The sequence below is a fragment of the Amycolatopsis regifaucium genome, assembly GCF_001613935.1.
Taxonomy (GTDB): domain Bacteria; phylum Actinomycetota; class Actinomycetes; order Mycobacteriales; family Pseudonocardiaceae; genus Amycolatopsis; species Amycolatopsis regifaucium.
In genome coordinates this window covers 1-22,512 of sequence record NZ_LQCI01000035.1, presented here as the reverse complement: position 1 = coordinate 22,512, position 22,512 = coordinate 1, and the positions used below count along the sequence as shown (strand labels likewise).

Annotated in this window: 21 protein-coding genes; 14 read left to right on the top strand and 7 right to left on the bottom strand. The window is 68.7% G+C overall.

Going from position 1 to position 22,512, the window contains the following annotated elements; translation table 11 throughout:
* Window positions 1-248 precede the first annotated feature (248 nt).
* Complete coding sequence (locus AVL48_RS30735) at window positions 249-719, bottom strand: hypothetical protein (RefSeq protein WP_061990121.1); 471 nt, start codon at window positions 717-719, stop codon at window positions 249-251.
* A gap of 884 nt (window positions 720-1,603) precedes the next feature.
* On the opposite strand from AVL48_RS30735, the gene AVL48_RS30730 reads away from it, so the two are divergent.
* Complete coding sequence (locus AVL48_RS30730; protein WP_143105071.1) at window positions 1,604-2,347, top strand: hypothetical protein; 744 nt, start codon at window positions 1,604-1,606, stop codon at window positions 2,345-2,347.
* A gap of 77 nt (window positions 2,348-2,424) precedes the next feature.
* Here AVL48_RS30730 and AVL48_RS39270 read toward each other — a convergent pair whose 3' ends face one another.
* Window positions 2,425-2,580, bottom strand: a complete 156-nt coding sequence (locus AVL48_RS39270) for a hypothetical protein (protein ID WP_156515782.1) — start codon at window positions 2,578-2,580, stop codon at window positions 2,425-2,427.
* Window positions 2,581-2,842: 262 nt separating this feature from the next.
* Between AVL48_RS39270 and AVL48_RS30725 the strand changes: the two genes are divergently transcribed.
* Entirely contained in the window at window positions 2,843-3,583 is a 741-nt protein-coding gene (locus AVL48_RS30725; protein ID WP_061990118.1) for a GAF and ANTAR domain-containing protein, read from the top strand.
* 27 nt (window positions 3,584-3,610) lie between these two features.
* On the opposite strand, the gene AVL48_RS30720 is transcribed toward AVL48_RS30725, so the two are convergent.
* On the bottom strand, window positions 3,611-3,994 hold the full coding sequence (locus AVL48_RS30720; protein WP_061990116.1) for a hypothetical protein: 384 nt from the start codon (window positions 3,992-3,994) through the stop codon (window positions 3,611-3,613).
* A gap of 133 nt (window positions 3,995-4,127) precedes the next feature.
* Complete coding sequence (locus AVL48_RS30715; protein ID WP_061990114.1) at window positions 4,128-4,487, bottom strand: hypothetical protein; 360 nt, start codon at window positions 4,485-4,487, stop codon at window positions 4,128-4,130.
* A 442-nt stretch (window positions 4,488-4,929) separates the two neighbouring features.
* Between AVL48_RS30715 and AVL48_RS30710 the strand changes: the two genes are divergently transcribed.
* The 9 genes from AVL48_RS30710 to AVL48_RS30670 are packed head-to-tail and all read left to right on the top strand — an operon-like array spanning window position 4,930 to window position 14,866.
* Entirely contained in the window at window positions 4,930-5,772 is an 843-nt protein-coding gene (locus AVL48_RS30710) for a hypothetical protein (protein ID WP_061990112.1), read from the top strand.
* Window positions 5,769-6,740 carry a polysaccharide deacetylase family protein gene (locus AVL48_RS30705; RefSeq protein WP_061990110.1) on the top strand — a complete coding sequence of 324 codons (972 nt, stop codon included), beginning with the start codon at window positions 5,769-5,771 and terminating at the stop codon, window positions 6,738-6,740. Before AVL48_RS30710 ends, AVL48_RS30705 begins: the two co-directional genes overlap by 4 nt.
* Window positions 6,737-7,981, top strand: coding sequence for an O-antigen ligase family protein (locus tag AVL48_RS30700; RefSeq protein WP_061990108.1), 1,245 nt, complete (start codon window positions 6,737-6,739; stop codon window positions 7,979-7,981). Before AVL48_RS30705 ends, AVL48_RS30700 begins: the two co-directional genes overlap by 4 nt.
* Complete coding sequence (locus tag AVL48_RS30695) at window positions 7,963-9,030, top strand: glycosyltransferase (RefSeq protein ID WP_074038259.1); 1,068 nt, start codon at window positions 7,963-7,965, stop codon at window positions 9,028-9,030. Before AVL48_RS30700 ends, AVL48_RS30695 begins: the two co-directional genes overlap by 19 nt.
* Before the next feature lie 44 nt (window positions 9,031-9,074).
* The gene (locus AVL48_RS30690) at window positions 9,075-9,911 is read left to right on the top strand and encodes a YveK family protein (protein ID WP_244162581.1); all 837 of its coding nucleotides are present in this window, start codon (window positions 9,075-9,077) and stop codon (window positions 9,909-9,911) included.
* The gene (locus tag AVL48_RS30685) at window positions 9,908-11,176 is read left to right on the top strand and encodes a glycosyltransferase family 87 protein (RefSeq protein WP_177242394.1); all 1,269 of its coding nucleotides are present in this window, start codon (window positions 9,908-9,910) and stop codon (window positions 11,174-11,176) included. The genes AVL48_RS30690 and AVL48_RS30685 overlap by 4 nt, the downstream gene beginning before the upstream one ends.
* Window positions 11,173-12,606, top strand: a complete 1,434-nt coding sequence (locus AVL48_RS30680; protein WP_061990104.1) for an oligosaccharide flippase family protein — start codon at window positions 11,173-11,175, stop codon at window positions 12,604-12,606. The genes AVL48_RS30685 and AVL48_RS30680 overlap by 4 nt, the downstream gene beginning before the upstream one ends.
* The gene (locus tag AVL48_RS30675) at window positions 12,603-13,712 is read left to right on the top strand and encodes a glycosyltransferase (protein ID WP_061990102.1); all 1,110 of its coding nucleotides are present in this window, start codon (window positions 12,603-12,605) and stop codon (window positions 13,710-13,712) included. The genes AVL48_RS30680 and AVL48_RS30675 overlap by 4 nt, the downstream gene beginning before the upstream one ends.
* Window positions 13,709-14,866, top strand: coding sequence for a glycosyltransferase family 4 protein (locus tag AVL48_RS30670; RefSeq protein ID WP_082857816.1), 1,158 nt, complete (start codon window positions 13,709-13,711; stop codon window positions 14,864-14,866). Before AVL48_RS30675 ends, AVL48_RS30670 begins: the two co-directional genes overlap by 4 nt.
* On the opposite strand, the gene AVL48_RS30665 is transcribed toward AVL48_RS30670, so the two are convergent.
* Window positions 14,804-16,123 carry a putative glycoside hydrolase family 15 protein gene (locus AVL48_RS30665; protein ID WP_061990100.1) on the bottom strand — a complete coding sequence of 440 codons (1,320 nt, stop codon included), beginning with the start codon at window positions 16,121-16,123 and terminating at the stop codon, window positions 14,804-14,806. The two genes, AVL48_RS30670 and AVL48_RS30665, sit on opposite strands and share 63 nt — an antisense overlap.
* Window positions 16,105-17,451, bottom strand: coding sequence for an exopolysaccharide biosynthesis polyprenyl glycosylphosphotransferase (locus AVL48_RS30660; protein ID WP_244162580.1), 1,347 nt, complete (start codon window positions 17,449-17,451; stop codon window positions 16,105-16,107). Before AVL48_RS30660 ends, AVL48_RS30665 begins: the two co-directional genes overlap by 19 nt.
* Before the next feature lie 415 nt (window positions 17,452-17,866).
* On the opposite strand from AVL48_RS30660, the gene AVL48_RS30655 reads away from it, so the two are divergent.
* On the top strand, window positions 17,867-18,679 hold the full coding sequence (locus tag AVL48_RS30655) for a glycosyltransferase (protein WP_082857815.1): 813 nt from the start codon (window positions 17,867-17,869) through the stop codon (window positions 18,677-18,679).
* 5 nt (window positions 18,680-18,684) lie between these two features.
* The gene (locus AVL48_RS30650; RefSeq protein ID WP_061990129.1) at window positions 18,685-20,007 is read left to right on the top strand and encodes an FAD-dependent oxidoreductase; all 1,323 of its coding nucleotides are present in this window, start codon (window positions 18,685-18,687) and stop codon (window positions 20,005-20,007) included.
* A 2-nt stretch (window positions 20,008-20,009) separates the two neighbouring features.
* Here AVL48_RS30650 and wecB read toward each other — a convergent pair whose 3' ends face one another.
* The gene (gene wecB, locus AVL48_RS30645) at window positions 20,010-21,185 is read right to left on the bottom strand and encodes a non-hydrolyzing UDP-N-acetylglucosamine 2-epimerase (protein WP_082857814.1); all 1,176 of its coding nucleotides are present in this window, start codon (window positions 21,183-21,185) and stop codon (window positions 20,010-20,012) included.
* A 168-nt stretch (window positions 21,186-21,353) separates the two neighbouring features.
* Between wecB and AVL48_RS30640 the strand changes: the two genes are divergently transcribed.
* Window positions 21,354-22,292: a lysyl oxidase family protein gene (locus AVL48_RS30640; protein WP_061990094.1), complete on the top strand. Its 939-nt coding sequence runs from the start codon at window positions 21,354-21,356 to the stop codon at window positions 22,290-22,292.
* The last annotated feature ends 220 nt before the right edge of the window (window positions 22,293-22,512 follow it).

Here is a 22,512-nt window from a genome sequence, read left to right as displayed (position 1 = left end):
CACGAAACAGCCGCCGCACGGACGCCCCTCCGCGCGGCGGCTTTTTCACGTCCGACGAATGATTCCCGGTGACAGCGCCGGCGTGAGGGCTGTACGGACTGCCCCGCAGGTTCCCCGAACGACGTTCCCACCCGGTTGAGCGGCACCTGCGACACCACCGCGAAACCTCGACGAGACAACAGGAAAGGCCTGGTACGGAAAGAATCCGTACCAGGCCTTTCCCGGGCGCCCGTCCGGGGTCCGATCGGTCAGCCGACCGGGACGGCCAACCCGCCAAGGAGATCGTTCACCAGCGACGACAAACTGATCAGCAGCCGCTGCACCAGTGCGTTGAGCAAGGCCGACACGGGCGGCAGGCCCTGGTTGGTGTCCAGTTTCGTCGCCAATTCGTCGACGTTCTTCTTCGCCTCGGTGTTCTCTTGCCGAGCCGTGGCCGCGCTGTCCTTGGCCTTCGCCTGAATCGTGTATCGCTTTCCCTGTGCGAGATCCGAGAGCACCGGAGCAAGCTCCGCGATGGACGCTTGCGTACCCGAGACGTCGCCATTGTCCGCACGGGCCGCCAGGGCGTCCCGCAAGCTCTGCACTTCCGCGGCCGCGGAAGTGGTGCTGGATGTCCCGTTACCACCGGGGCCGCTCGCCGTCGCCATTCCCGCGCCCGCCAGCGTCAGGGATGCCGCCGTGACCGCGATCGTTATCGCTCGCACCAGTTGGTTCTTCATGTAGCACTCCTCTGGGTTCCTGCTGCCGACTCCGATCATGGTGAACGCTCTTTCCCGATAACGCGAACGGACTTTCAAGCTCTACCCTGTTCCGCAATTCCGCACAGTGCACACCATCGCGAAGCACAGCGAAACAAACATGAGGTTCGCGTGAAAGATCCGGCCGATTCGGCCGCGGCCGGATACGCTGCGCTTCCGGTACACCCGTTCAGGGAACCCGGAATCATCGACCTGGTTGATCTTTCATCGTGACTTCGACGCGATGAACGAACACAGCTGTCCACAAGTGCTACTTCGACTTCACCCCGCGGCGCAGTTTGACGATGAGATCACCGGGTAACCACTCCGTTTCGTCACCCCTCGGAAGACACTCTTGAGAATGGCATGCTCGGGCAGCACTTCCGGGGCGGGCAAGGCGTCGCTAACCTGACCACAGCTGGAAGAATCCGGCCCCTTGGCGTTGGACCCGACACGAAAGTGTCGGCCGGATGGATTCCAGCCGGTGAACGTCCCGGCTCGAGGAGCGCCGGGACGTTCTCCCGAAAGTCGTCGCGGATCAGCCCGCAGCCATCTCGCGCGGGCGCGCACCCTCTTGAATTCCGTTCGATAAACCCTTCTCGCGGCCGACGCGGCCACCGACAATGTCGGGGCAGAAGGATTCTCACGGCAACACACCGCACTTGCCCGACGTACCGCAATGGTGTGGCTCGGGCCTGGACAACCCGCAAGGGCGAGGTACCGAACGGGTGTGATGCCCCGTGCCAACTTTTCCCGATGTTGGATCCGGGTAATGTCCTGATACGGGTGGCAGTCCCGCCCGGAGTCGATTTTCGTGACTCAATTTCGTGTCAGGTATCACCAGCTCGGAAAGGATCACAATAATCATGACTAAAATGCGCCGGTGGGCGCTCGCGGCGGCGGCCGTTGTTCCGCTCTCCCTCGTATCCGCCGGAGTCGCGGCGGCCGCACAGGGGGACTGGCCCGGTAATGCCGGATTCAGTGAGAGTTCCGCGACGTACGCCGGTATCGGCGGGGCGGGAACTATCCACAGTGATTCCGTCTTCGATGGCGACGGGAACCATTGGACGGAGGAGAGCGCGGTACTGGCCGGGCCCACCGGAGCCGCGGTGCTGCACAACGAGGAAGCCGACTTCGACGACGACTATGACGGCTGGGTCGCCGACGCGAAGCCCGGCCGTCCGATCCACACGCACGGGAAGCGGCCGATCGCGCACACCGACGGGATTCGGCCGTCGGTCACGCACCACCACCGCCCGGTCCGGCATGTCGATCACGCTGAAGTGGCCTACACCGAATCCACCAAAACGGCCGACATGTACGGCGCGACGTCGTCGCACGTGGTCAGCCACGCCGGCGACAACCACGCCGTCTACGAGGCCAATGATCTCGAGGCGGGTCCGCACGGCGCCGTGTCCGAGGGCGTCAAGGCCGTCGCGAAGCCCCAGTACGCCAGCTACAACAACTATTACAACGCGGCTGGTGAAGACGGTGCGGTCACGCACGAGGTGAACGCGGTGGCCGACGCCACCGACTGGAACGACGACCACCACCACTACACGCACCATCACTGGAACGACGACGACAACTACAGGCACAACCGTCGATGATCCCTGTGGGCCGGGCTGCTTCGTCAGCCCGGCCCACATCGGCGGTCATCCCGCGCGATACCGCACTGGCCGCCGGGTCACAGCTGCGTCGAGAGCCAGACCGCCATCCACAGCAGGCAACCCAATGCCCCGCCGACTCCGAAGGCGAGCAACATCCGCCGCATGGCCGCGATCTGACCAGGTCGTCCGATCGTCTCGGTGATCCCGGCTCGGCCGATCGTCACGTCTTTCATGTCGCTCAAGTGCCCCGGTACACGGCAGTTCACACATCCGGTCACCGGAGAGCGCGCTCTCGTGAATTGCCACTCCCGGAAGTACGGTTTCCGCCAAGAAGATCTGCCCGCTTCGCGCGTGTCGACTCAGCGGTGCGCCATCTTGGTGGCATACCGACCCCGCGCGACGGTCGAGGAACCCCTGCGGCGTGCTGTCGGTCGGTTCGTTCGCCTTCCCACGCAGTGATTCTCATCGCCGCGTGGGTCGAGGGGAGAACCGGTCATGGACGCTGGACGAGAAGAGGCATGGCCCGTCGTGCTCGACGACGTCGGCGCGGCATTGGAGACCCTGTCCTCGGCTCTGGACAGCGCGGAGGACTTCGCGGTCTTGCTGAACCAGGTGTGCCGGCAGGTGAATCGCGCCGTGCCCGGCGTCGATGGGGCCGCCATCACCCTGCTGACCGACGGAAAACCGGTGACCGTCGCGACGACCAGCGAGACCGTCGCCGAGTTGGACCGTAACCAGTACTCCCTCGGTGACGGCCCTTGCCTGCGGGCCGCCCTGACCGGAACGCTCGTGCGAGTGTCGATCGCCGACGCCGCCGAGCGCTGGCCGGTCTTCGCGAAGGAGTCGGCCGCGGCCGGGTTCGACAGCTTTCTCTCCGCGCCACTGGTGGTCAACGATGCGCACAGCGGCGCCGTCAATTGTTACAGCGCTCGCAGCCATGGCTTCGCCGAGCTGGACGAGAAGCTGCTGCATCTCTACACCAGGGCCGTCACCGCCGCCTTGCGCGCCTATACCCGTTACCAGCAAGCACAAACGAACGCTGAGGAGCTGCGCAAGGCCCTGACCAGCCGCGGCGTGATCGATCAGGCCAAAGGCATTCTCATGGTCTTGCGACAGGTGTCTGCTGACGAGGCGTTCGCCCTGCTCGTGGAGCAGTCCCAGAGAGAGAACGTCAAACTGCGCGAGGTCGCCGTCCGCTTCATCACCCGCGCCACCGGCGTGCGTCCGGCACCCTGACCCCGCGAAGGCGTAGCCGGCCCGAATTCAAGACACGAAATCCGGCAGGACGACGCCGGCCTCGGCGAGCAAGACCGCGAGGGGCTCACCCCCGGCCCCTTCGCCGGACAATGTCCATTCGAGTCGTACCGCGTAGAACTCTGCCAGGAGCCGGGCGTCTTCGAGAACGTCCTCGACCAAGGCGGTGATCTCCTCGTCGTCGCGCTCGACGCTCAGCCGCGTACCCCGGAGATTCCATTCGGCGCTCCACGACGGACGGCCGCCGGCTGAGCCCGCTGCCGCCGTCACGTTGTACCGCAGCGCGACTTCGATGACCCGCTCCAGCTTCGGCGTCGTCCGGGGCACCGGCCGATGTGCCGCCCTCAGCGCCGCGAGTTCGCGGGTGCGCCGCTGCTGCCGGGATTCGCTCACCGTTCTCCTCCAGGCTCGTCCCGCACTCGAATATGACGACGCGCCCGGCGCGGGAGCGGAGAAATGCCGCTCGCTCGCACCGGGCGCGTCACAGTCATGAAGGCGGGTGTCCCGCACCCAGGGAAACCCGGACTCAGTTGTGCTGAGCCGTTCCGCCGTCCAGCACGCTGCCGGCGGCGCAGTTGTACGGGGATTCGCCGCTGGCCTCGTGCGCGCCAGGCGACAGGACCGGGACGCCGATGCCGTTGAGCGTGTCACGGATCGGGACCTGGACACCGAGCACGTTCACGTTGTTGTCGCACGCGCCCACCACGGCGTTGACGTTGTGCAGCACGTCGATGTTGTTCAGGTTGGCCAGGCCGACCTGCTCGCTCACGTCGTGCGTGGGGTGGCCGTGACCCTCTTCGTCCGGGGTCCCCGCGGACGCGATCCCGCCGGTCAGGAAAGCTCCAGCAGCCATGGCCGCGGTGACGAAGCCGATCTTCTTCAGCATGAATACCTCTCGATGGGAATGGGTTTCGGTGGAGGAGCCAGGACAGAGCACGCCTCCGAGCCGCGGGGGCAAACGTACCGATATCGCACCGTCCATTCACCACTGTTCCCAACATCGTGTAGTGCTGCACGGGTTCTGACCGACGTTCTTGTAACCCGAAAGGGTAATCGCCGCGGCTGGCGACCCGAGCACGCCGGTGCTGACAACGATACGGATTTCGCTCGGACCGCCAAGCAGGTCACGCACCGTATTTGCCGAGAGATCGAATACCCCATTACCGCACGGTCGTGCCGCCGAACGCGGAGCGATTATTTCCCTGCGTGACAAATCCGGGCGCTTCATCCTTCGAAAGTGGCGGCTGTCCTTCGCCTCTACGCTTTCGAAAACAGCGTGATCAGCCGCCTGTCGGCTCGGTCCGTGTTCTTGGCAAGGGGAGCCGCTCGTGGTCGCTTACGGGATACTCATCGCTTCTGCCGCCCTGTATGCGATGGGGATCGTCGCGCAAAGCATCGCCGCCCGGAGGGCGGGCCGCCGGCCTGGCTCCGGTCTGGGCCTGCTCGCCCGCCTGACCGGCGATCCCCTCTACCTGCTGGGATTCTGCGGTCAGGTGGGTGGTTTCGCGCTTGCCTTCTTCGCTCGCGACGTACTGCCGCTGTATCTGGTCCAGGCCGCGTCGTCGTCGGCGATCGGCCTGGCCACCGTCTTCGGGGTCGTGGTCCTGCGGTGGCGGATTCAGACCACCGAGGCGTTGATGTTGGTCTTGATGGCTTTGGGACTCGTCGCGCTCGCCGGTTCCTCGAAACCCTCGGTCGCGGCGGAGCTGTCGTCCGTCACCGTCCTGGTCCTGCTGGGCGTGCTGCTCGGGGTCGGCGTCGCCATGACTCGCCTGCACCGGACCGACACCTTCGCCCTGCCCGCCATCCTGTCCGGCGTCGCGTTCGCCGTCGTGGCCGTCACGAGCCGCACCTTGGCCCATTGGGATCTCGTTTCCCTGCCGGGAAATCCGCTCACCTGGCTGATGCTGGCCGCCGCCGTGCTCGGCCAGGCTTCGATGGCGGTCGCCCTGCAACGCGGCCTGGCGACGGCCGTCGTGGCGACCGCCGACGCGACGACGATCATCCTGTCCTCGGCCGCCGGCCTCACGGTGCTGGGTGACCAGGTCGCCGACGGGACCGAACTCTGGGTCGCCGGCGGGCTCACCGCGGTCGTGATCGGCGTGCTGGTGCTCGGGTCACCCGCGCGGACGACCTCGGGCTCGGTCGAAGCGCTGGAAAAGCCCGCATGACCGCGCGGCCGTTGGCGAGTATGTCGGTCGACCTCGACAACCTCTGGGCCTACCTCAAAACCCACGGTGACCCCGGCTGGCAGCGCTACCCCAGTTTTCTTTCTTCGGCGGTACCCCGGCTTTTGGAGATCCTCGGCGAGCACGGTCTGACGACGACGGTGTTCGCGGTCGGCGCCGACGTCGTCCGCGAGGACGGTGCCAAGGCGGTCAACGAGATCTCCGCGGCCGGCCACGAGATCGGCAACCATTCGTTCGGTCACGAACCCTGGCTGCACCGCTATTCCCGAACCCGTCTCGAAGACGAACTGGGCCGGACCGAGGAAGCGATCATCACGGCAGGCGCGCCGCTTCCCGTCGGTTTCCGCGGTCCCGGCTTCAGTGTCACGCGCGAACTCGTCGAAGTACTGGCCGAACGGGGCTACGCCTACGACGCCAGCACGCTGCCGACCTGGGTCGGCCCCTTGGCCCGGGCGTACCACAACCGCACCGCTCCCCCGCGGACCGACGACGACGGACGAGACGAGTTGTTCGGCGGCTTCTCGCGAGTGCTGGCGCCGGTGCACCCCTACCGCTGGCGAACGGCCGACGGCAGTGCTCTCGTGGAACTGCCGGTGACGACGATGCCGCTCTTTCGCACCCCGATCCACGGTTCCTATCTTCTCCAGCTTCACGAGATTTCCCCGCGACTGGCGCGTGGCTACTTCAAGACGGCGCTCCGGCTCTGCCGCGTCCGCGGAGTTTCACCGTCCCTGCTTCTGCATCCCACAGATGTCCTCGGTGGGACCGAGGCCCCCGGTATGGAGTTCTTTCCGGGTATGGCCGCGCCGGGAACCCGGAAAGTCGCTTGGCTGGGCTGGGTCTTGGCGGCGCTGCGTGCGCACTTCGACGTCGTCGGCACCGGTGAGTACGTCCGCAGGAGGGACCCGCGGCGCGAGCGCGCGGTGACCCGACTGGACAGCGGGCGATGACCACGCTGACGGTCGTGGTTCCCGCCGCGCACGACAAGCGGGCGGCGATTCTTCGAATGCTCGCGTACGCCACGGCCGCGCTCGCACCTGTCGAGGGCTATCTGACGGCTGCTCATCCACACCTCGGCAAGGTCGCACCCGCGCTCCTGATCGCGACCTGGCTCGTGGTCCGGCTGAGGCAACGAAGTCTCCCTTCGCCGACGCCTCTGCACGCGGTACTGGCACTGCTCGCCGTGGTGGTCGCGGCGACCGCGGCGATGCATTCGCCGGGTGCCTTCACCGCCGAATACCTGGTGCGCTGGCTGCCGTTCCTCGTGCTCACCGTGGTATTGGCGGATGTCGCCTGCCGTGAGGTCCCGATCCGCGGGCTGCTGCTGGCCATGGCCGCGGGAGCCACCGTGGCCGGGGTCGGCGCGCTGTACAGCCTGATCTTCGAGGGGCAGGCGCGCGCCAGCGGTCCCCAAGCGGATCCGAACGATCTGGCCTACTTCCTCGTCGCCGCGATTCCGCTGCTCTTCGTGGCGGGGCGAGGATCCCGGTGGAGGCTCGCGGTCGTCGTACTCGCCGGCGCGGTGCTGGTGGCCGGTGCGATGGCGACGTTCTCGCGCGGCGGCGTTCTGGGCCTGGCCGCCGCCACCGGCTGGCTGACCCTGCGCCGGGTGCTGCCATGGCGGGCACTCGCCGTCGGGGTCGTGGCGGTGGCCACGCTGCTCATGGGGGCGTCGCTGTTCGCCGGGCCGCGGCTCGAGCGGGCCGTGGAGGAGAAGACCTTCATCGCCGCGTCCAATGTGGACACTCGCGAACTGCGCTGGCAGGCCGCGGTCCGGATGGTGGCCGAACACCCGGTTTCCGGCGTCGGGCCCGGCGGTTTCCGCGAGGCGTACGCCGCCGAATCGCACAACGCGGAGATCGACGAGCAGACGCCGGTGGCGCACAACATGTACCTGGAGGTGGCCGCGGAGCTGGGGCTTCCCGGGTTCGCGCTGTTCGGCACCGTGATCGGCATCGCCGGGGTGGTGAGCGAACGGGCGATCCGGTTGGCGGCCTGGTCGTCCTCCTTCCGGATCGAGGTCGTCGCGATCCAGGCGTCGCTACTGGCCGTCCTGGTCATGTCGACGTTCCTGTCCGAGCAGTACTACCTGCCGTTGTGGTCGCTGGCCGCACTCGCCGTCGCGGCCGAAATCCGGGCCCTCCGCAAAGCTCGTGGAGAGGAGCAGTACCGATGCGTGTCCTGCACGTGATCAGCGAGATGGGCGCCGGTGGCGCCGAAACCCTCGTGGCGGGCATGGTTGCCCACGGCGAGGAGTACGGCTGGACTTCGGGCGTCGCCAGCGGCGGCGGATTCCGCGCCGACGCGCTGGCCGCGGCCGAGGTGGCGACCTTCCCGGTCCCGATCGCCTGCCGCACCAGGACGGGGGTGCTGCGGGCCGCTTGGGCGGTACGCCGGGCACTCGCCGAATTCCGCCCACAGGTCGTGCTGGCCCACAACGTCGGTGCGAGCCTGGTTTCCCGGCTCGCGCTCGTGCCAGGACGACGGCCGCCGTTGGTGACCGTCTTCCACGGCGTCGCCGACGACGATTTCCGCACGGCCGCGCGGATCGTGCGGCGCACGTCCGATCGTGTCGTCGCCGTCTCCTCGGCCACCGCCGTCAGGCTGGCCGACTTGGGCGCGCCCGCCGTCGTGATCCGGAACGCGGTGTTCCCCCAGCGGCCGGTGTTCGGCAGGGCGGCGGTGCGCGCGTCGCTCGGCGTCGGGGACGGAACGCCGGTCGTGCTCTGCCTCGCCCGGCTGGAACCCCAGAAGCGCCACGATGTCCTGCTGGATGCGTGGGCCCGGCTCGACGTCGACGCGGTGCTGTGGATCGCCGGTGACGGAAGTCTTCGCGCGGAGCTCGAGTCGCGCGGCGAGACGCTGGGTGGACGGGTCCGGTTCCTCGGCACCCGCACGGACGTGCCCGACCTGCTCGCGGCCGCCGACGTGCTGGCGCTGACCAGCGATTGGGAAGGCCTGCCGCTGGCCGTGCTCGAGGCGATGGCCGCCGGGCGGCCGGTCGTCGCGACCGACGTCGGCGGCGTCCGTGACGTGCTGTCCGGCGGCGCCGGGTTCGTGGTACCGCCCGGTGACCCGGCGGCCGTCGCGGCGGGGCTGGACATCCTGCTGCGCGATCGTTCCGCCCGGGACTTCATGGCCGCCGAGGGGCTGCGGACCATTCGGCGGGAGTACGACGCGCACACCGTCATGAAGGCATACGACGAACTGCTTCGGACCACATTGGACGGTGACCGATGAACCCGTGGTCGCGAATCCCCCGCACCGCTGCCCTCAGTGGCGCCGTGGCACTCGTGATCGGCCTGCTCGTCCTGACGGTGGGGCTGACCCGCGACGAGCAGTACCTGGGCCGGGTGAGCCTGCTGGCCGAGCCCTCCGCCCAGGCGGACGGCGCGACCGCCCAATACGGCGAAGTCGTCTCGCTGGCGTTGCCCGCCCTGGTCGAACTCGCCCGCAGCCCGTCGGTGCTGCGGGCCGCGGCGCCGGGTTCCGGGTTCTCGCCCGAGGAACTCGGACCTCGCGTGTCGGTGGAACTGGTGCCCGCATCGGGGTTGGCGCGCCTGTCCGTGCGGTCGGCGTCGACGGAGCAAGCGGAGGCGACCGCGTCGGCACTGGGCAAGGCGATGATCGACGCGAACCTGCTGGCTCCGGCGGGTCGCCTGCGGTTGCTGGATCCGCGACCCGACGTGATCACTCTCGCTCCCGACGTCCCGTTGGTGGCGGGGCTGGCCCTCGTCGCCGCGGTCGCCGCCGGACTCGCGACGGTGGCGATCCGCCGCCTGAAGCCGGGAGGGCTCCGCGGCGAGGCGGGTCCGGTACGCCGGTCTCTGGCGGCCGCGGGAATCCGTCGTCCGGTGGCGGTGCTGCACGGTGCCGACCCGGAGGCCGCCGACCGGCTGGCCGTTCTCGGTCTCGCGGCCGGACGAGGACTGCGGGTGGTGCCGGTGGCCCCGGAATTCAGTGAGGCCGCCGTCAAGCTGGCGGCCGCGCTTCCGGTCGATCTAACCGGGACCGGCACGTCGGTGGTGGTCGTGACCGGACCGCGCCGGTACGACGAACTGACGGCGATCGCCGGCGTGCTGCCCGCCGATGCCGTGCTCATGGCGGTGGTGGTGACGTGAGGACGAGACACCGGATCGTCCTGATCGTCGCGGCCGTCATCGGATCGCTGAGTGCCTGGCGCGCGCTCGCACCGTCCTGGCGGGTGCCGTTACCGGATCAGGCGAACCTGGCCGAGGAACGGATGCAGGACTTCCGCGACGCGCTGTACTTCCCGATCCGGGAGTTCCTGGCCGGCGGCAATCCCTACGACCCCGCCGCGATGTTCGCGCACTGGCCGGTGCGGCAGGACTTCAACCTCTATCAGCCGTACCACCTCCTCCTGCACATGCCGTTCGCGCTTCCCGGCTACCGGGTGGGCGCGGTGGCGTTCGGGGTCTTCGGGCTGCTGCTGCTGATCGCTCTCGCGGCACTGGCCGCGAGAGCGGTTCGGCGGCTGGTCCCCGTTCCGATCGCGGTCACCACCGCGGTGGCCGTGGCACTGGTGCTGACGAGTCAGGTCGGCAAGGCCCAGCTCTACGTCGGTCAGATCAATCCGCTGATCGCCCTCGCGGCGGCGGGAACGCTGGTCGTCCGGCGGGAGCGGCCGGGCTGGGCGGCGGTCGGGCTCGCCCTCGCGTGGCTGAAACCGCAGTACGGCCTTCCGCTGGCGATCCTGTTGTACGCCAGGGGATCCCGACGGGTCGCGCTGGTCGGGACCGCCATGGCGGCGGCCGCGAGCCTGCCGGTGGTGGCGCTGCTGGTGATCCGCGGCGGTGGGCTCGGCGCGTTCCTCGACGTCGTCGTCGCGAACCTGACGCACGCCCGGAGCACCGAGTACGGTGCCGTCGATTCCCCCACGGCACAACGCATCGACATCGCGGCCGTGCTGTTCCGCGGCACCGGCTGGGCCCCGTCGGGCGGTGAGCTGGTCGTGCTGGCCGCCGTACTCGTCGTGAGTGTCCTGTTCGTCCGGCGGCTGGACCGGGCGGACGCGGTGCCCGTCGCGGATCTGCTCACCTGTCTCGCCGTGGTGGTGTGCGTCGTGCACCAGCCCGGTGACGTGCTGATCGCCGTACCGGCGATGGCCGCCGTGTCCGCGCTGTGGTGGCACCACCGGTCCGAGCCGTCGTGGGGCACGGCCGGGACGGCGATTCTCGCGCTGGCGGTGCCCTTCGCGCATCTGTACACAGTGGACTCGGTGGTGATTTCGCTGTTCGGCACCCGGGCGGCCGTCACGGTCGACGGCGTCGCCGTGGTCCTCGCCTGGTGCTTGCTGGTCTTCACCGCAGTTCGGCTGACCGGCGTGCGTGTCACCCGTCCGGTCGTGGCCGGGAGGGTCGGATGACCAGTGGTCTCGGCACGCGGGCCGTACGGGGTTCACTGTGGCTCGGCGCGGTCAACCTGGTCAGCAAGGGCGGTCAGATGCTGGTCACCCTGGTGCTGGCGGCCCTGCTGACCGAGGGCCAGCTCGGTGTCGTGGCGCTCGCGGTTTCGCTGGTCAACCTCGGTCAGGTGGTGCAGTCGGTCGGCGTCTACGACGTGATCGGGCGCACCGGACGGGATCCGCGGCGGATGGCGGGGACCGTGCTGACGATGAGCGTGGGCGTCGGGCTGCTCCTGGCCGTCGTCCTCGTCGTGGCCGCCGAGCCGATCACCGCGTCGCTCGGCGCTCCGGACGCCGCGGGATTGGTCCGCTTGGCCGCGCTCGGGCTGCCGTTCGCGGCCGCGGGTGGGGTGCAGATGGGGTTGATGCACCGCGAGCTGGACTTCCGCCGACGGCTGTTGCCCGACGGCGGTAGCGCGATCCTGGGCGCCGCTGTGACGGTCGTCCTCGCCACGATCGGGATCGGACCCGCGTCGTTGGTGATCGGGCTGGTGAGTACGGCGGTCGCCCAGCCAGTGCTCGGTGCGCTGGCGGGCGGTGGGGTGCGGCCGCGCTGGGACACCGCCGCGGCCGGAGAAGCCCTCCGCTGGTCCGCGGTCGTCGGTCCCGCCGCCGTCGTGGGAGCGCTGCTGGTCAACCTCGACTACTTCACGATCGGGCACCTGCTCGGACCGGACGCGCTCGGCCTCTACTCGCTGGCCTACCGGCTGGCCTGGGTGCCCTACATCATGGTGGCGGTCGTCCTCGGCGCGGTCGCCTTCCCGGTGTTCACGCGGTTGAGCCGGGAAGGGAGTCCGCTGGCGGACGCGGTCACCCGGTTCACCCGCGCCGTGCTCGTGCTCACCGGCGGCCTGTACCTCGCGCTGGCCGTTCTCGCCGACCACGTCGTACTTCTGGGCACGCGGTGGGCGGACGCGGCGGGACCGCTGATCCTGCTGACGGGCTACGGCTTGGGGATCTGCCTGCTGCAGATCTGGTACCAGGCGGTGAAAGCGACCGGGCACGCACGGCGATACCTGGCGCTGGAAACCATCCATCTGCTGATCCTCGCGGCGGGCCTGGTGTTCTCGGCTCGGCTCGGGATCGGGGCCGTCGCCGCCGTCCAGTTCGCGGCGGCCTGGCTGGTCGTGCCGATCACCTGGCGCGTACTCGCCGGCCTCGGCGTGGCACCGCCACCCGCCGAACTGGCGGGAATCAGCTGGCGAGTGCTGGGAGCCTGCGCCGCGGGCGCCGTCCCCGCCGTGCTCCTGGACCATGCGGGCCTGTTCGGCGCGGCAGGTTCGCTCGCGGGTGTTCTCGGCGAAGGCACGGTGCTCGTCACCGGTTACGCGGTGGCCACCCTGGTACTCCAGCGCGGTGAGCTGGCCGCGGTGCGAGGTGACGCACGGTGAAGGTGGTGCACGTCTCCCAGCCGGTGACGGCCGGAGTCGCCGTGATCGTGCTGGAACTGGCGGTGGCCCAACGGGATCGGGGCTGGTCGGTGACCGTGGTCTGCCCGCCTTCCGGCTGGTTGGCCACGAGCGCCCGCCGTCTCGGCATCGAGGTGCGCGGCTGGTGGGCGACCCGCTCCCCCGGCCCCGGTGTGCTGGCGGAAACGGCGCGGCTACGCCGGATACTGGCGGATCTGAAGCCGGACGTCGTGCATCTGCACAGCTCGAAGGCCGGCCTGGCCGGGCGGCTGGCTCTGCGCGGGAGCCTCCCCACGGTCTTCCAGCCGCACCTGTGGTCCTTCGAAACCGCGCGCGGGCCACTGCGGCGGGCATCGATCGCGTGGGAACGGCTCGCGTCCCCGTGGACCGACTTCGTCCTCTGCGTGAGCGACGACGAACTCGCCGCCGGACAGGACGCGGGCGTCACCGCCGCGGCGGAAGTCGTCTGCAATGGCGTCGACACGACGAAGTTCGCCCCCGGCGACCGAGCCGCGGCGCGGCGTCGGCTCGGCTTGCCCGAGCGGGCGCCGATCGCCGTCTGCCTGGGGAGATTGGCCGAACTCAAGGGGCAGGACCAGCTCCTGTCCGCCTGGCCGGAGGTCCTGCGGCGATCGCCCGACGCGAAGCTCGTCCTCGCCGGCGATGGGCCGATGGGCCCGGTGTGGCGTGAGCACCATCCCGTCGCGGGACATCCTTCGGTGCGGTGGCCGGGACACGCCGACGACCCGGCGGCGTTCTACACCGCCGCGGACGTCGTGGTGCTCCCGTCGCGAGCCGAGGGCATGGCACTCGTACCCCTGGAAGCCATGGCGTGCGCTCGGTCGGTGGTCGCGTTCGACGTCGGCGGGATGCGGCAGAGCATCGCCGACGCGGGAGCCGTGCTGCCACCGGGTGATCTGGACCGGCTCGCCGACGCGGTGGCCACCCGGCTCGCCGCACCGGAACTGGCCCGGCGGGAAGGCGAACGGGGACGACGGCGCGCGGAACTGTCCTTCGACCGGAGCCGGATGACCGACCAGGTCTCCGTCCTCGTCGACAAACTCGCCTCCAAGGAGCGAATCCGGTGAAACGCATCGCTTATCTGCTGACCCAGGACCAAGGTGGCCCGGTCGACGTCACCGTGCGACTCGCCGCGACGCTGCTCGCCGAGGGGGTCGATGTCCGGGTCTTCGGCCCGGCCCCGGCGCGGGGAGCAGAATCACTCGAAGGCCATCACGAGCAGCTTCACGTGGCGGACAAGCAGAACCTGGCGGCGGCACGCCGGGCACGGGCGGTGATCCGGGACTGGCGACCGGACGTCGTACACGCCCAAGACCGGCGGGCGGGGCTCGTGGCGGCGGGCCTGCGCTTCTCCCGCGGGGTGCGGCCCGCGCTCGTACAGACCTACCACGGAGTCCCGGACGACGTGGCCGAGCCGTGGTTCCGTGGCGCGCCCGGTGCCGGTGGACCGTCGGCGTACACCCGGGCGGTCCTGGCGGGAGACGCTTCGGTCGCCCGGCTCCTCGACCACACGATCGTACCCGCCGAAACGATGGGCCGGTTCCTGAAGCGACGGCTCGCGGTGCCCGCACGACGGCTGACGCAGATCGACAACTGCGTCGAACCAGTGGAGCCGAGACCGCCGCACGGGAAGGTCCGGCACTTGATCTTCGTGGGGCTTCTGGTGCCACGCAAAGGAATACTCGACCTCCTTGCCGCGCTGGGGGCCCTCGGCGTCCTTCCACGCGACGCCCGGCTGACCGTGGTGGGCGACGGCCCGCAACGGGCCGAGGCAGAACTGGCCGCGCAGGCGCCTCCGCTGCGTGGCCGCGTGACCTTCTTGGGCTTCCGGCCGGACGTCACCGCCCTGGTGGCCGACGCGGACGCACTGGTACTGCCCAGCACCATGGAACAACAGCCGCTCGTCGTGGCCGAAGCGATGGCAGCCGGAAAGCCCGTCATAGCCACCGATACCGGCGGCGTCGCCGACATGCTGGGGTCGGCGGGTCTGGTGCCCCCGGGCGATGTCCGTGCGCTGGCCACGCGTTTGCGCGAACTCTTCGCCGATCCGGTTCCGGCCAGGACAGGGATCCGCCTCGCCGCGCGGGCCCAGGAGCGATTCGCTCCGGACCGGTGCGCGCGGCGCCATCTCGACCTCTACCGATCGCTGTGCGCACCGCTACTTCGGCCTGACCATCACCACGGCGTCGGCCGCCGCCAACTCGATGACGGCGGGCGGTGACGGCGATGACGGTGGTACCGAAGCCGTGTTCGGCGCGGTCGGCGAATTCCCGGAACGAATGACCGGGCTGCCGACGGGTACAAGCCCTTCGGGAGGCGTCACGGTCTGGGTCTTCGACGTGGGATTCACCGCGACCCAGCCACTGGTGAACGTCCGGGTCCAGACCCCGTTGGGCTGACGACCCGCGGCGTCCACCGCTTCCCCGAGACCGCTGTCCTGCAGGTTCGACCACTCGGGGTCCCGGTAGTCGTCCGTGGTGGCCGGAGTCCAGCACGTGCGGGGACCGGCAAGCAGTGCCGCACTGGCATATCCAGCCCGGTCCTGTTGAGCCGACCGCGTCCGGGTGACCAGCAGCAACAGCGACTCGCCCAGCGCGGCTTGGGCCCGCAACTCCTGGAACTCGTTGCCGCGGAAAGTGAGCAGGCCCCCGTTCCCGCCGTTCTCACGGAAGCCGAAGTTCTCCTCCATGGCGCCGCCGAACCGTGAGTGCGCCGTCCACCGGCCCGGGAGCAGATGGGTCTCCGACACGTTCGGCACGAACAGTTTGCCTGCCTCTTGGACCGCCGTGCCCACCAGTGACAGGAAGGCATCGAGGCCATCACGCAGCTTGCGATCGGTTTCGGCCGCGGTCGCGGTGCCGGTGAGAAGCGCCTTCGAGTAGTGACTCAGCGAGTTGAAGTCGTTGTCGGCGAGGATTCCGTCCCAGCCCTCCCGGGTCACCTCCGTCACCACCGCGGTCTTCCAGGCCTGCTGGTAAGCCGGATCCCATACCGTCATCTGCCAGTGTTTCGGGTACCCCTCCCATTCGATGCGGTTGCCGCGGGTATCGGTCGCGAACCACTCGGGGTGCGCGCGCTGCGCCGCGACATAGCCGATGCCGCTGGGCAGGAATTCCGCGTCCTCACCGCCATTCACCGCCCCCGCGTAGTTGCGGGTGCTGGACAAATCCTTGTAGACCAGCACCTTGACCCGCGGATTGAGTTCACGCAACTTCCGCATCGCCGGTGCCTGGTCGGCGTTGAGCACCACGACGTCGTATCGCTTCGCGGCCAGCTTGAGTTCGTTGTCCGTCGGAGGCTGGCCGATCCCGTACCACCACGCGCACGGCGCCAAGGGTTTCGGTGGCGGCGCCGCCACCTCGTCGGCCGAACTCGAGGTGCAGCCCGCCACGCACCCCGCGGCCAGCACGAGCGCGGCGCATCCGGCGAGGATCCGGGTCGCCTTCGGATGATCGCGCCTCAACGCTGCCTGCGGCAAAACACTTCTCCCACCGTGAGGATGACGATCTTGAGATCCAGCCAGAGCGACCAGTTCGCGATGTAGTAGTTGTCATACCGTGCGCGGTCCGCGATGGAGGTGTCGCCGCGCAGACCGTGCACCTGGGCGAGTCCGGTCAACCCGGTCGGGACGCGGTGCCTCGCCCAATAGAGGTCATGGACGGCGGAGAACTCTTCGACGAACACCGGGCGCTCCGGGCGCGGCCCGACCAGGGCCATGTCCCCGCGGACGATGTTCCACAACTGCGGCAGCTCGTCCAAAGAGGACTTCCGCAGGAACCGGCCGACCGGTCCGACCCGGCGATCACCCGCCACCGACCAGCGCGTCTGCGAATCGTCCACGCTGTCCTGCCGCACGCTGCGGAGCTTGTAGAGCAGGAAGGTCCGGCCGCCCACTCCGACGCGCACCTGACGGAAGATCACCGGAAAACCGCTTTCCAGCACGACAGCCAGTGCGCACAACGCGATGACCGGTGCCAGGACACAGAGCGCGACGGCGGCCAGCACGGCCTCGACCGTACGCTTGACCCACCAGGTGGGCCTGGCGGTCGGCGCGCCCGGCAGCCACACCAACGGATGACTCCTAAGCCGGTCGTTCCCCGACCTGTCCGGGTACAGCGCCGACAAACGAGGCAGAACGAGCGTGACGCAGCCGAGCCGGTGCGCCGTGATGGCCGCGTCGACGACCGAGCTGTCGTCGTCCCGGGAGTGCGCGAACACCACCGTGCCCGCGCCTTGCCGGGCGATGGCCTCGGCCAGTCCTTCGTGGAACACCTCGACCGGGAGATTCACCGGCAGCGGGTCCGAAGTGGAGGGAACGAAACCGACCGGCACGAGGCCGAACTCGGGATAGCGCGCCATGGTCCGGATCAGCTCGCCGCCGCTTTCCCCCGACCCCACCACGATCGCCCGATCACAGCGCCGGAGTCGTCGGCGTCCCCACCGGCCGAGCGCGAAAACCCACGGCCTCGCGCTTTCGCTGAGCGCCATGAACACCAGTACCAGCCACTGTCCGGCGGACATTCCCTGCCCCGATGGGCCGGTCACCAGCGCCACGCCGGTCACGAACGCGAACGCGAACCCCGACGCCGCCATCGATCGCGGCAGATCCTGGAGCCACGACAGCCATAGCCTCCGTCGGTGGACCCGGCCGGCGACCCGGGCAGTCACCAGCGCCGAGCCGGCGACCACCGCCTCCGTCAAACCTGCGTCGGCAACCTGGACGGCTATCAGCAACGAAGCGAAATCGACGGCGAGCAACAAGACCACGACCGCGTTGATCCGCGCCAACAGAGGCCGCTTCCGCACCGTGACGACCGGCCTTCGCCTCCGCTGACGGGGTAGCGCCCCCGCGGGTGCGGACGTACTGAGTTCGGTCACCGGCGCGGTCCCTTTCCGGCGGCAGGGGTTCCTCGGAGCGATTTCCGCCCATCACCCGAAAAGTTGCCGAAATGTCGCGTGTCGCGCCTCCCACACCGGGAGACTTTTTCCGCTATGGTCTTTTCCCCCACTGCGGCGAACTTCATCCATTCGGGGGCGATCCGGCTCCAACGGCGACGTTTTTCCTTGCAATCAAAGGAAGCGGCACGAAGATGCACGCTGAACCCTCCTTTCGGGGGACCTTGGACGGCCCTAAAGAAAGGGCCCAACATAGCCGAATATGAGCTGTCGGCCGAATTGAGGTTTACGGTCGGCGACCCTATCCAGTCGGCGAAGGGGACTCGTGACAGTGGAGAAGACCGCCCTGGCCACCAGAGCGGAACCAGAAGAGAAAGCCAGGACAGGTGGACGTGCGCACGTCGTCCTGCCCGCGTTCAACGAAGAAGCCGCCTTGCCCGCCCTCCTGCGGCGGCTCGCCGACGTCGCGCTCACCGAACAACTCACCGTCTGGGTGGTCGACGACGGCTCGTCCGACCGCTCCGCCGCTGTGGCCGGGTCCGGATTCGGCGGCCTGGAGGTGCGCGTCGTGCGGCACGCGGTCAACCTCGGCCTGGGTCGCGCGGTGCAGTCCGGGCTTCGCGCGGCGCTCGAGAAAGCCGGTTCCGACGATGTCATCGTGGTGATGGACGCCGACGACACGCATGACCCCGGCCTGATCACTCTGCTGCGGGCCGAAATAGCCACCGGTTCGGACGTCGCCATCTGCTCGAGGTTCGTGCCCGGCGGCGACGATCGGACCGCGCCGCTCGTCAGGCGGATGCTGTCCCGCGGTGCGGCACAGCTCTTCCGGCGCGCGCTCGGCGTCGAGGGGGTCCGTGATTTCACCAGCGGCTACCGCGCGTACCGGGCGACCCTGTTGGCGAGGGCCTCGGAGCACTGGGGAGAGCGGCTCATCGAGGAGCAGGGTTTCGCCTGCATGGTGGAACTTCTGCTCAAGCTCCGGCACTGCCACCCCGTGATCACCGAGATCCCGCTGGACCTGCGCTACGACCGCAAACAGGGGCCGAGCAAGCTGAAGCTCCGGAGAACCCTTCTGCAGTACCTGAAATTGCTCGCCCGCGATCGGCTCAGCCCGGCGCCCTACCGGAAGCTGTGACCCTCGTGACGACCTCTCCCCCGCAAGTCGCGGTGATCGGCGGCGGCATCTGCGGGCTGGCCGCCGCCCATCGGCTCGCCCGGCATGGCGTGCCGGTGACGCTGCTGGAGGCCAGTGACCAGCTCGGTGGACTCGGCACCTTCTTTTCCCACCGGGATCAGTGGGTGGAACGGTTCTACCACTGCGTCATGCCGACCGACGACGAGCTCCTGGGCCTGCTGGACGAGCTGGGCATGAAGAATTCGGTGCGCTGGTGCAAGACCACGATGGGCATGATCGTCGATGGTCGACGGCACCGATTCAACTCCGCTGTCGACCTGCTGCGGTTCACCCCGCTCCCCTTCCACGACAGGGTGCGCTTCGGCGCCGTCTCCCTCTTGTTGCGACGGCTGGGGCGAGGACGAGACCTCGACACCCTTCGTACCGAGGACTGGCTGCGCGGCCTCTACGGCAGTCGTGTCTGGGAGGAACTTCTCGGCCCGATGTTCGGCTCGAAGTTCGGTTCCTCCTTCGGTGACGTGCCCGCCCTGTACCTGTGGCAACGGCTCGGGCGTGAACGCAACGTCGCGACCCGGGGATACCCGGAGGGCGGCTACAAGGCGATCATCGACGCGTTGCGCACGTCCATCGAGGAAGCCGGCGGGACCGTTCGGACATCGACCCCTGTCCGTAGTCTGCGCAGCACCGCGACAGGCAGCTCCCTCACCCTGGCCGACGGCGAAGTACTGGACGTCCAGAAGGTCATTTCGACGGTGCCGATCCCCCTGCTACGGCAGCTCGCGGACGCCGGACTCGCCGCCCTGCTCCCGTCGCTCGAGCTCCCCTACCAGGGAGTCGTCACCGGCGCGTTCTTCCTTCGCCGCCCGTTGACCGGGCATTACTGGACGCCGGTACTGCGCTCGAACACCGGATTCGACGGTATCGTCGAGATGTCCGCGCTCTCGGGCGCGGAGGCCCATGGCGGATCGCACCTCGTCTATGTCATGCGCTACACCGAGCACACCTCACGGCTCTACCGCGGCGATGACGACGAAATCTCCGCTCGATGGACGACCCAGCTACTCGATCTCTTCCCCGAACTCGAACCGGGGGACGTCGAAGAAGTACGCGTGTTCAAGGCACCCTTCGTCGAGCCGATCCACCCGCTGGGATACCTCGCGCGACGACCGCCCGTCGCCGTGGCCGGAACCGGACTACTGCTGGCGACCACGGCGCACGTCTACCCGGATGTGACGAGCTGGAACTCGAGCGTCAAGCTGGTGAACAGCGTGACCCGCGGGGTACTCGAGGAGATCGGCCGGCATGAGGTCGCCGAGCCGGTGCCGTGACGTCACTTTTTGGCAGGCGCCGGGAACTTCGCCTCGATCGCCGCCACGATCCGACGGCAGGCCGTCCCGTCCCCGTAAGGCGAGGGAATGCCACGGAGACGCTCACGGAACCCCGCGATGTCGTCCAGCCACGTCGCGGCTTCCACCCCGATCAACGGGCCGGGCGGGACCAGCACTCCGAACGCTCCGGAGATCTCGGGACGTTCGGTGCTGCGGCGCACCACGACCACCGGCCGTTTCAGCACGCTGACCTCTTCTTGGATACCACCGGAATCCGAAACCAGCAGGGCGGCTTCGGCGGCCAGCGCCAGAAATGCCGGGTAGGCCTGGGGCTCGAGTACGTGGAGCGGGTCCAAAAGGCGGGTCAAGCCGAACCGCTCCACGCTCTTGCCCGTCCGCGGGTGCAGTGGGAACACGACGGGGAGCGGCAACCTGGCGAGTTCACGCAGGATCTCCGCCAGCCGGTCGGGGTCGTCGACGTTCTCCGGCCGGTGAATGGTGGCGAGGACGTACTCGTCTCGTCGGAGTCCGCGTGCGGCCAAGACGGCCGCCCGGTCACCCGCGGACGGGAGTGCCGCCTCCAGCGCCTCGACGACGGTGTTGCCCGTGACGGCGATCCGGTCGGAGGCGACATTCTCGGCCAGCAGATTCCGCCGATTCTGCTCGGTCGGCGCACAACAGAGGTCGGCGAGGTGGTCGATCAGGACACGGTTGTGTTCCTCGGGCATCGCCCGGTCATGACTGCGCAACCCGGCCTCGACGTGCACCAGCGAGAGGTCCCGTGCGTTGGCAGCCAGCGCGCCGGCGAGCGCCGACGTCGTGTCGCCCTGCACCAGGACCACCGCTTTCGGGTAAGCGGTCAGGACTTCGTCGACGGCGCCGACCGCCCGGCCGAGTTGCGCGCCTCGGCTTCCGGCGGGCACGCCGAGTTCGTGGAAGTGTTCGGACGGCGGCAGATCCGCACGGATACGCGAGTACAGCGAATCGTCGTAGTGTTGTCCTGTGTAGACGATCGCGCAGCCGTCCCCGAAATACCGCATCAGCGGCGCCAGCTTGATGAGTTCCGGCCGCGTCCCGCAGACGAGTACGGCGACACCGGCCGTTCCGGGACGCGAGGGCACGCTCGACGAGCCGTCGCGGTCCGTCGACGGTTCGCGAAGAGCGGCGAGAAGCGACATACGGCCGTCCTTTCTGGGCGTGTTTGCACGCACGCTACTCACCGGGGCCATGGCAACGGTCCCAAGATCCATCCATGGTGTGAGCTCATCGCGCGTTCCACCAGACAGTTCACTACTCGAACAGGTTGACCTCGGCGAATCAACCCGCACAGAACGGGATCCACCCTCTTGCTCAAGAAATACGCGACCCTGGCCGCGGTGGTCCTCCTGACCGCCGTCACGATGTCCGTCCCGCTCTCCTCGGCGGCACCGCGAACACTGTTGCCCGATCTCCGCCAGGCTCCCCCCGGCTGCGCCGGCGGCCACGCCGGTGATCCGCTGAAATGTGTCGCTTGGGATGTGTGCCTGGTGATGGACCCAGCCGCACCGAACGGCCGCTGCGTCCTTCCCGCCGCCGCGAAAGCAGTGAGACTACGGTTCACCAGCTCCGAAGAGAACATCGGCGAGGGTCCACTGCTGCTTTACGGCCGCCGTGACAACACGGCTCAGGAACGGATGACCGTTCGCCAGGCCCTGCGCGGCGCCGACGGCTCCATACCGGCCGATTACGACGCGGCCCAGCGGCTCACTCGCACGTTCACCTACTACGAACCAGCGACGGATCACCAGCACTGGCACCTGATGAACTTCGAGCATTTCGCCCTGGTCTCGCAAAAGGGCGAGACCGTCGTCACCGATCGCAAGAACGGCTTCTGTCTAGGCGATCGTTTCCGGGTCGCGGACTTCGACAAGATGAAGGGGGTTCCGGGCCCGTCCGGCCCGGACGCGGAACTGGCCGCACGCCTGCGCGCGAACAGATGCCGCCATCACGAACCGGCCGCACTCGACGTGGTCGAAGGAATCTCCGTCGGCTCCGGCGACGACTACAAGTACGACGTCGATTTCCAGTGGCTGGACATCACCCAGGTGCCCTCGGGGATCTACGACCTGGTGAACACCGTGAACGACGACCGGACGCTGGCGGAAACGAACTACGACAACAACTCCTCGTCCGTCTCCCTGTCGATCGAATGGCCGGACGGGGCACCCGGTCTGCATCAGGTGCTCCCACGGGCGCCCATCGTGAAGTTCCTCCGCAGTTGCCCTGGGCGGAAACGGTGCAGTTGAGCGGCCATCCGGCTCCGCCGCAACTCAGGGAGCCACGTCCTCCCGGATCGGATGACCTCGAGTAGCGACGAAAGCCTTGACTCGGCAAGCTTTCGATCAGTCGCTGATCGGGGCGGCGAAAGAGTGGTGAGGCCAGGCGGCCCGGGCAGTGCCGGGAGCCTGGCCTCACCCATACGAAAGCCGCCGCGCGGAGGGGCGTCCGTGCGGCGGCTGTTTCGTG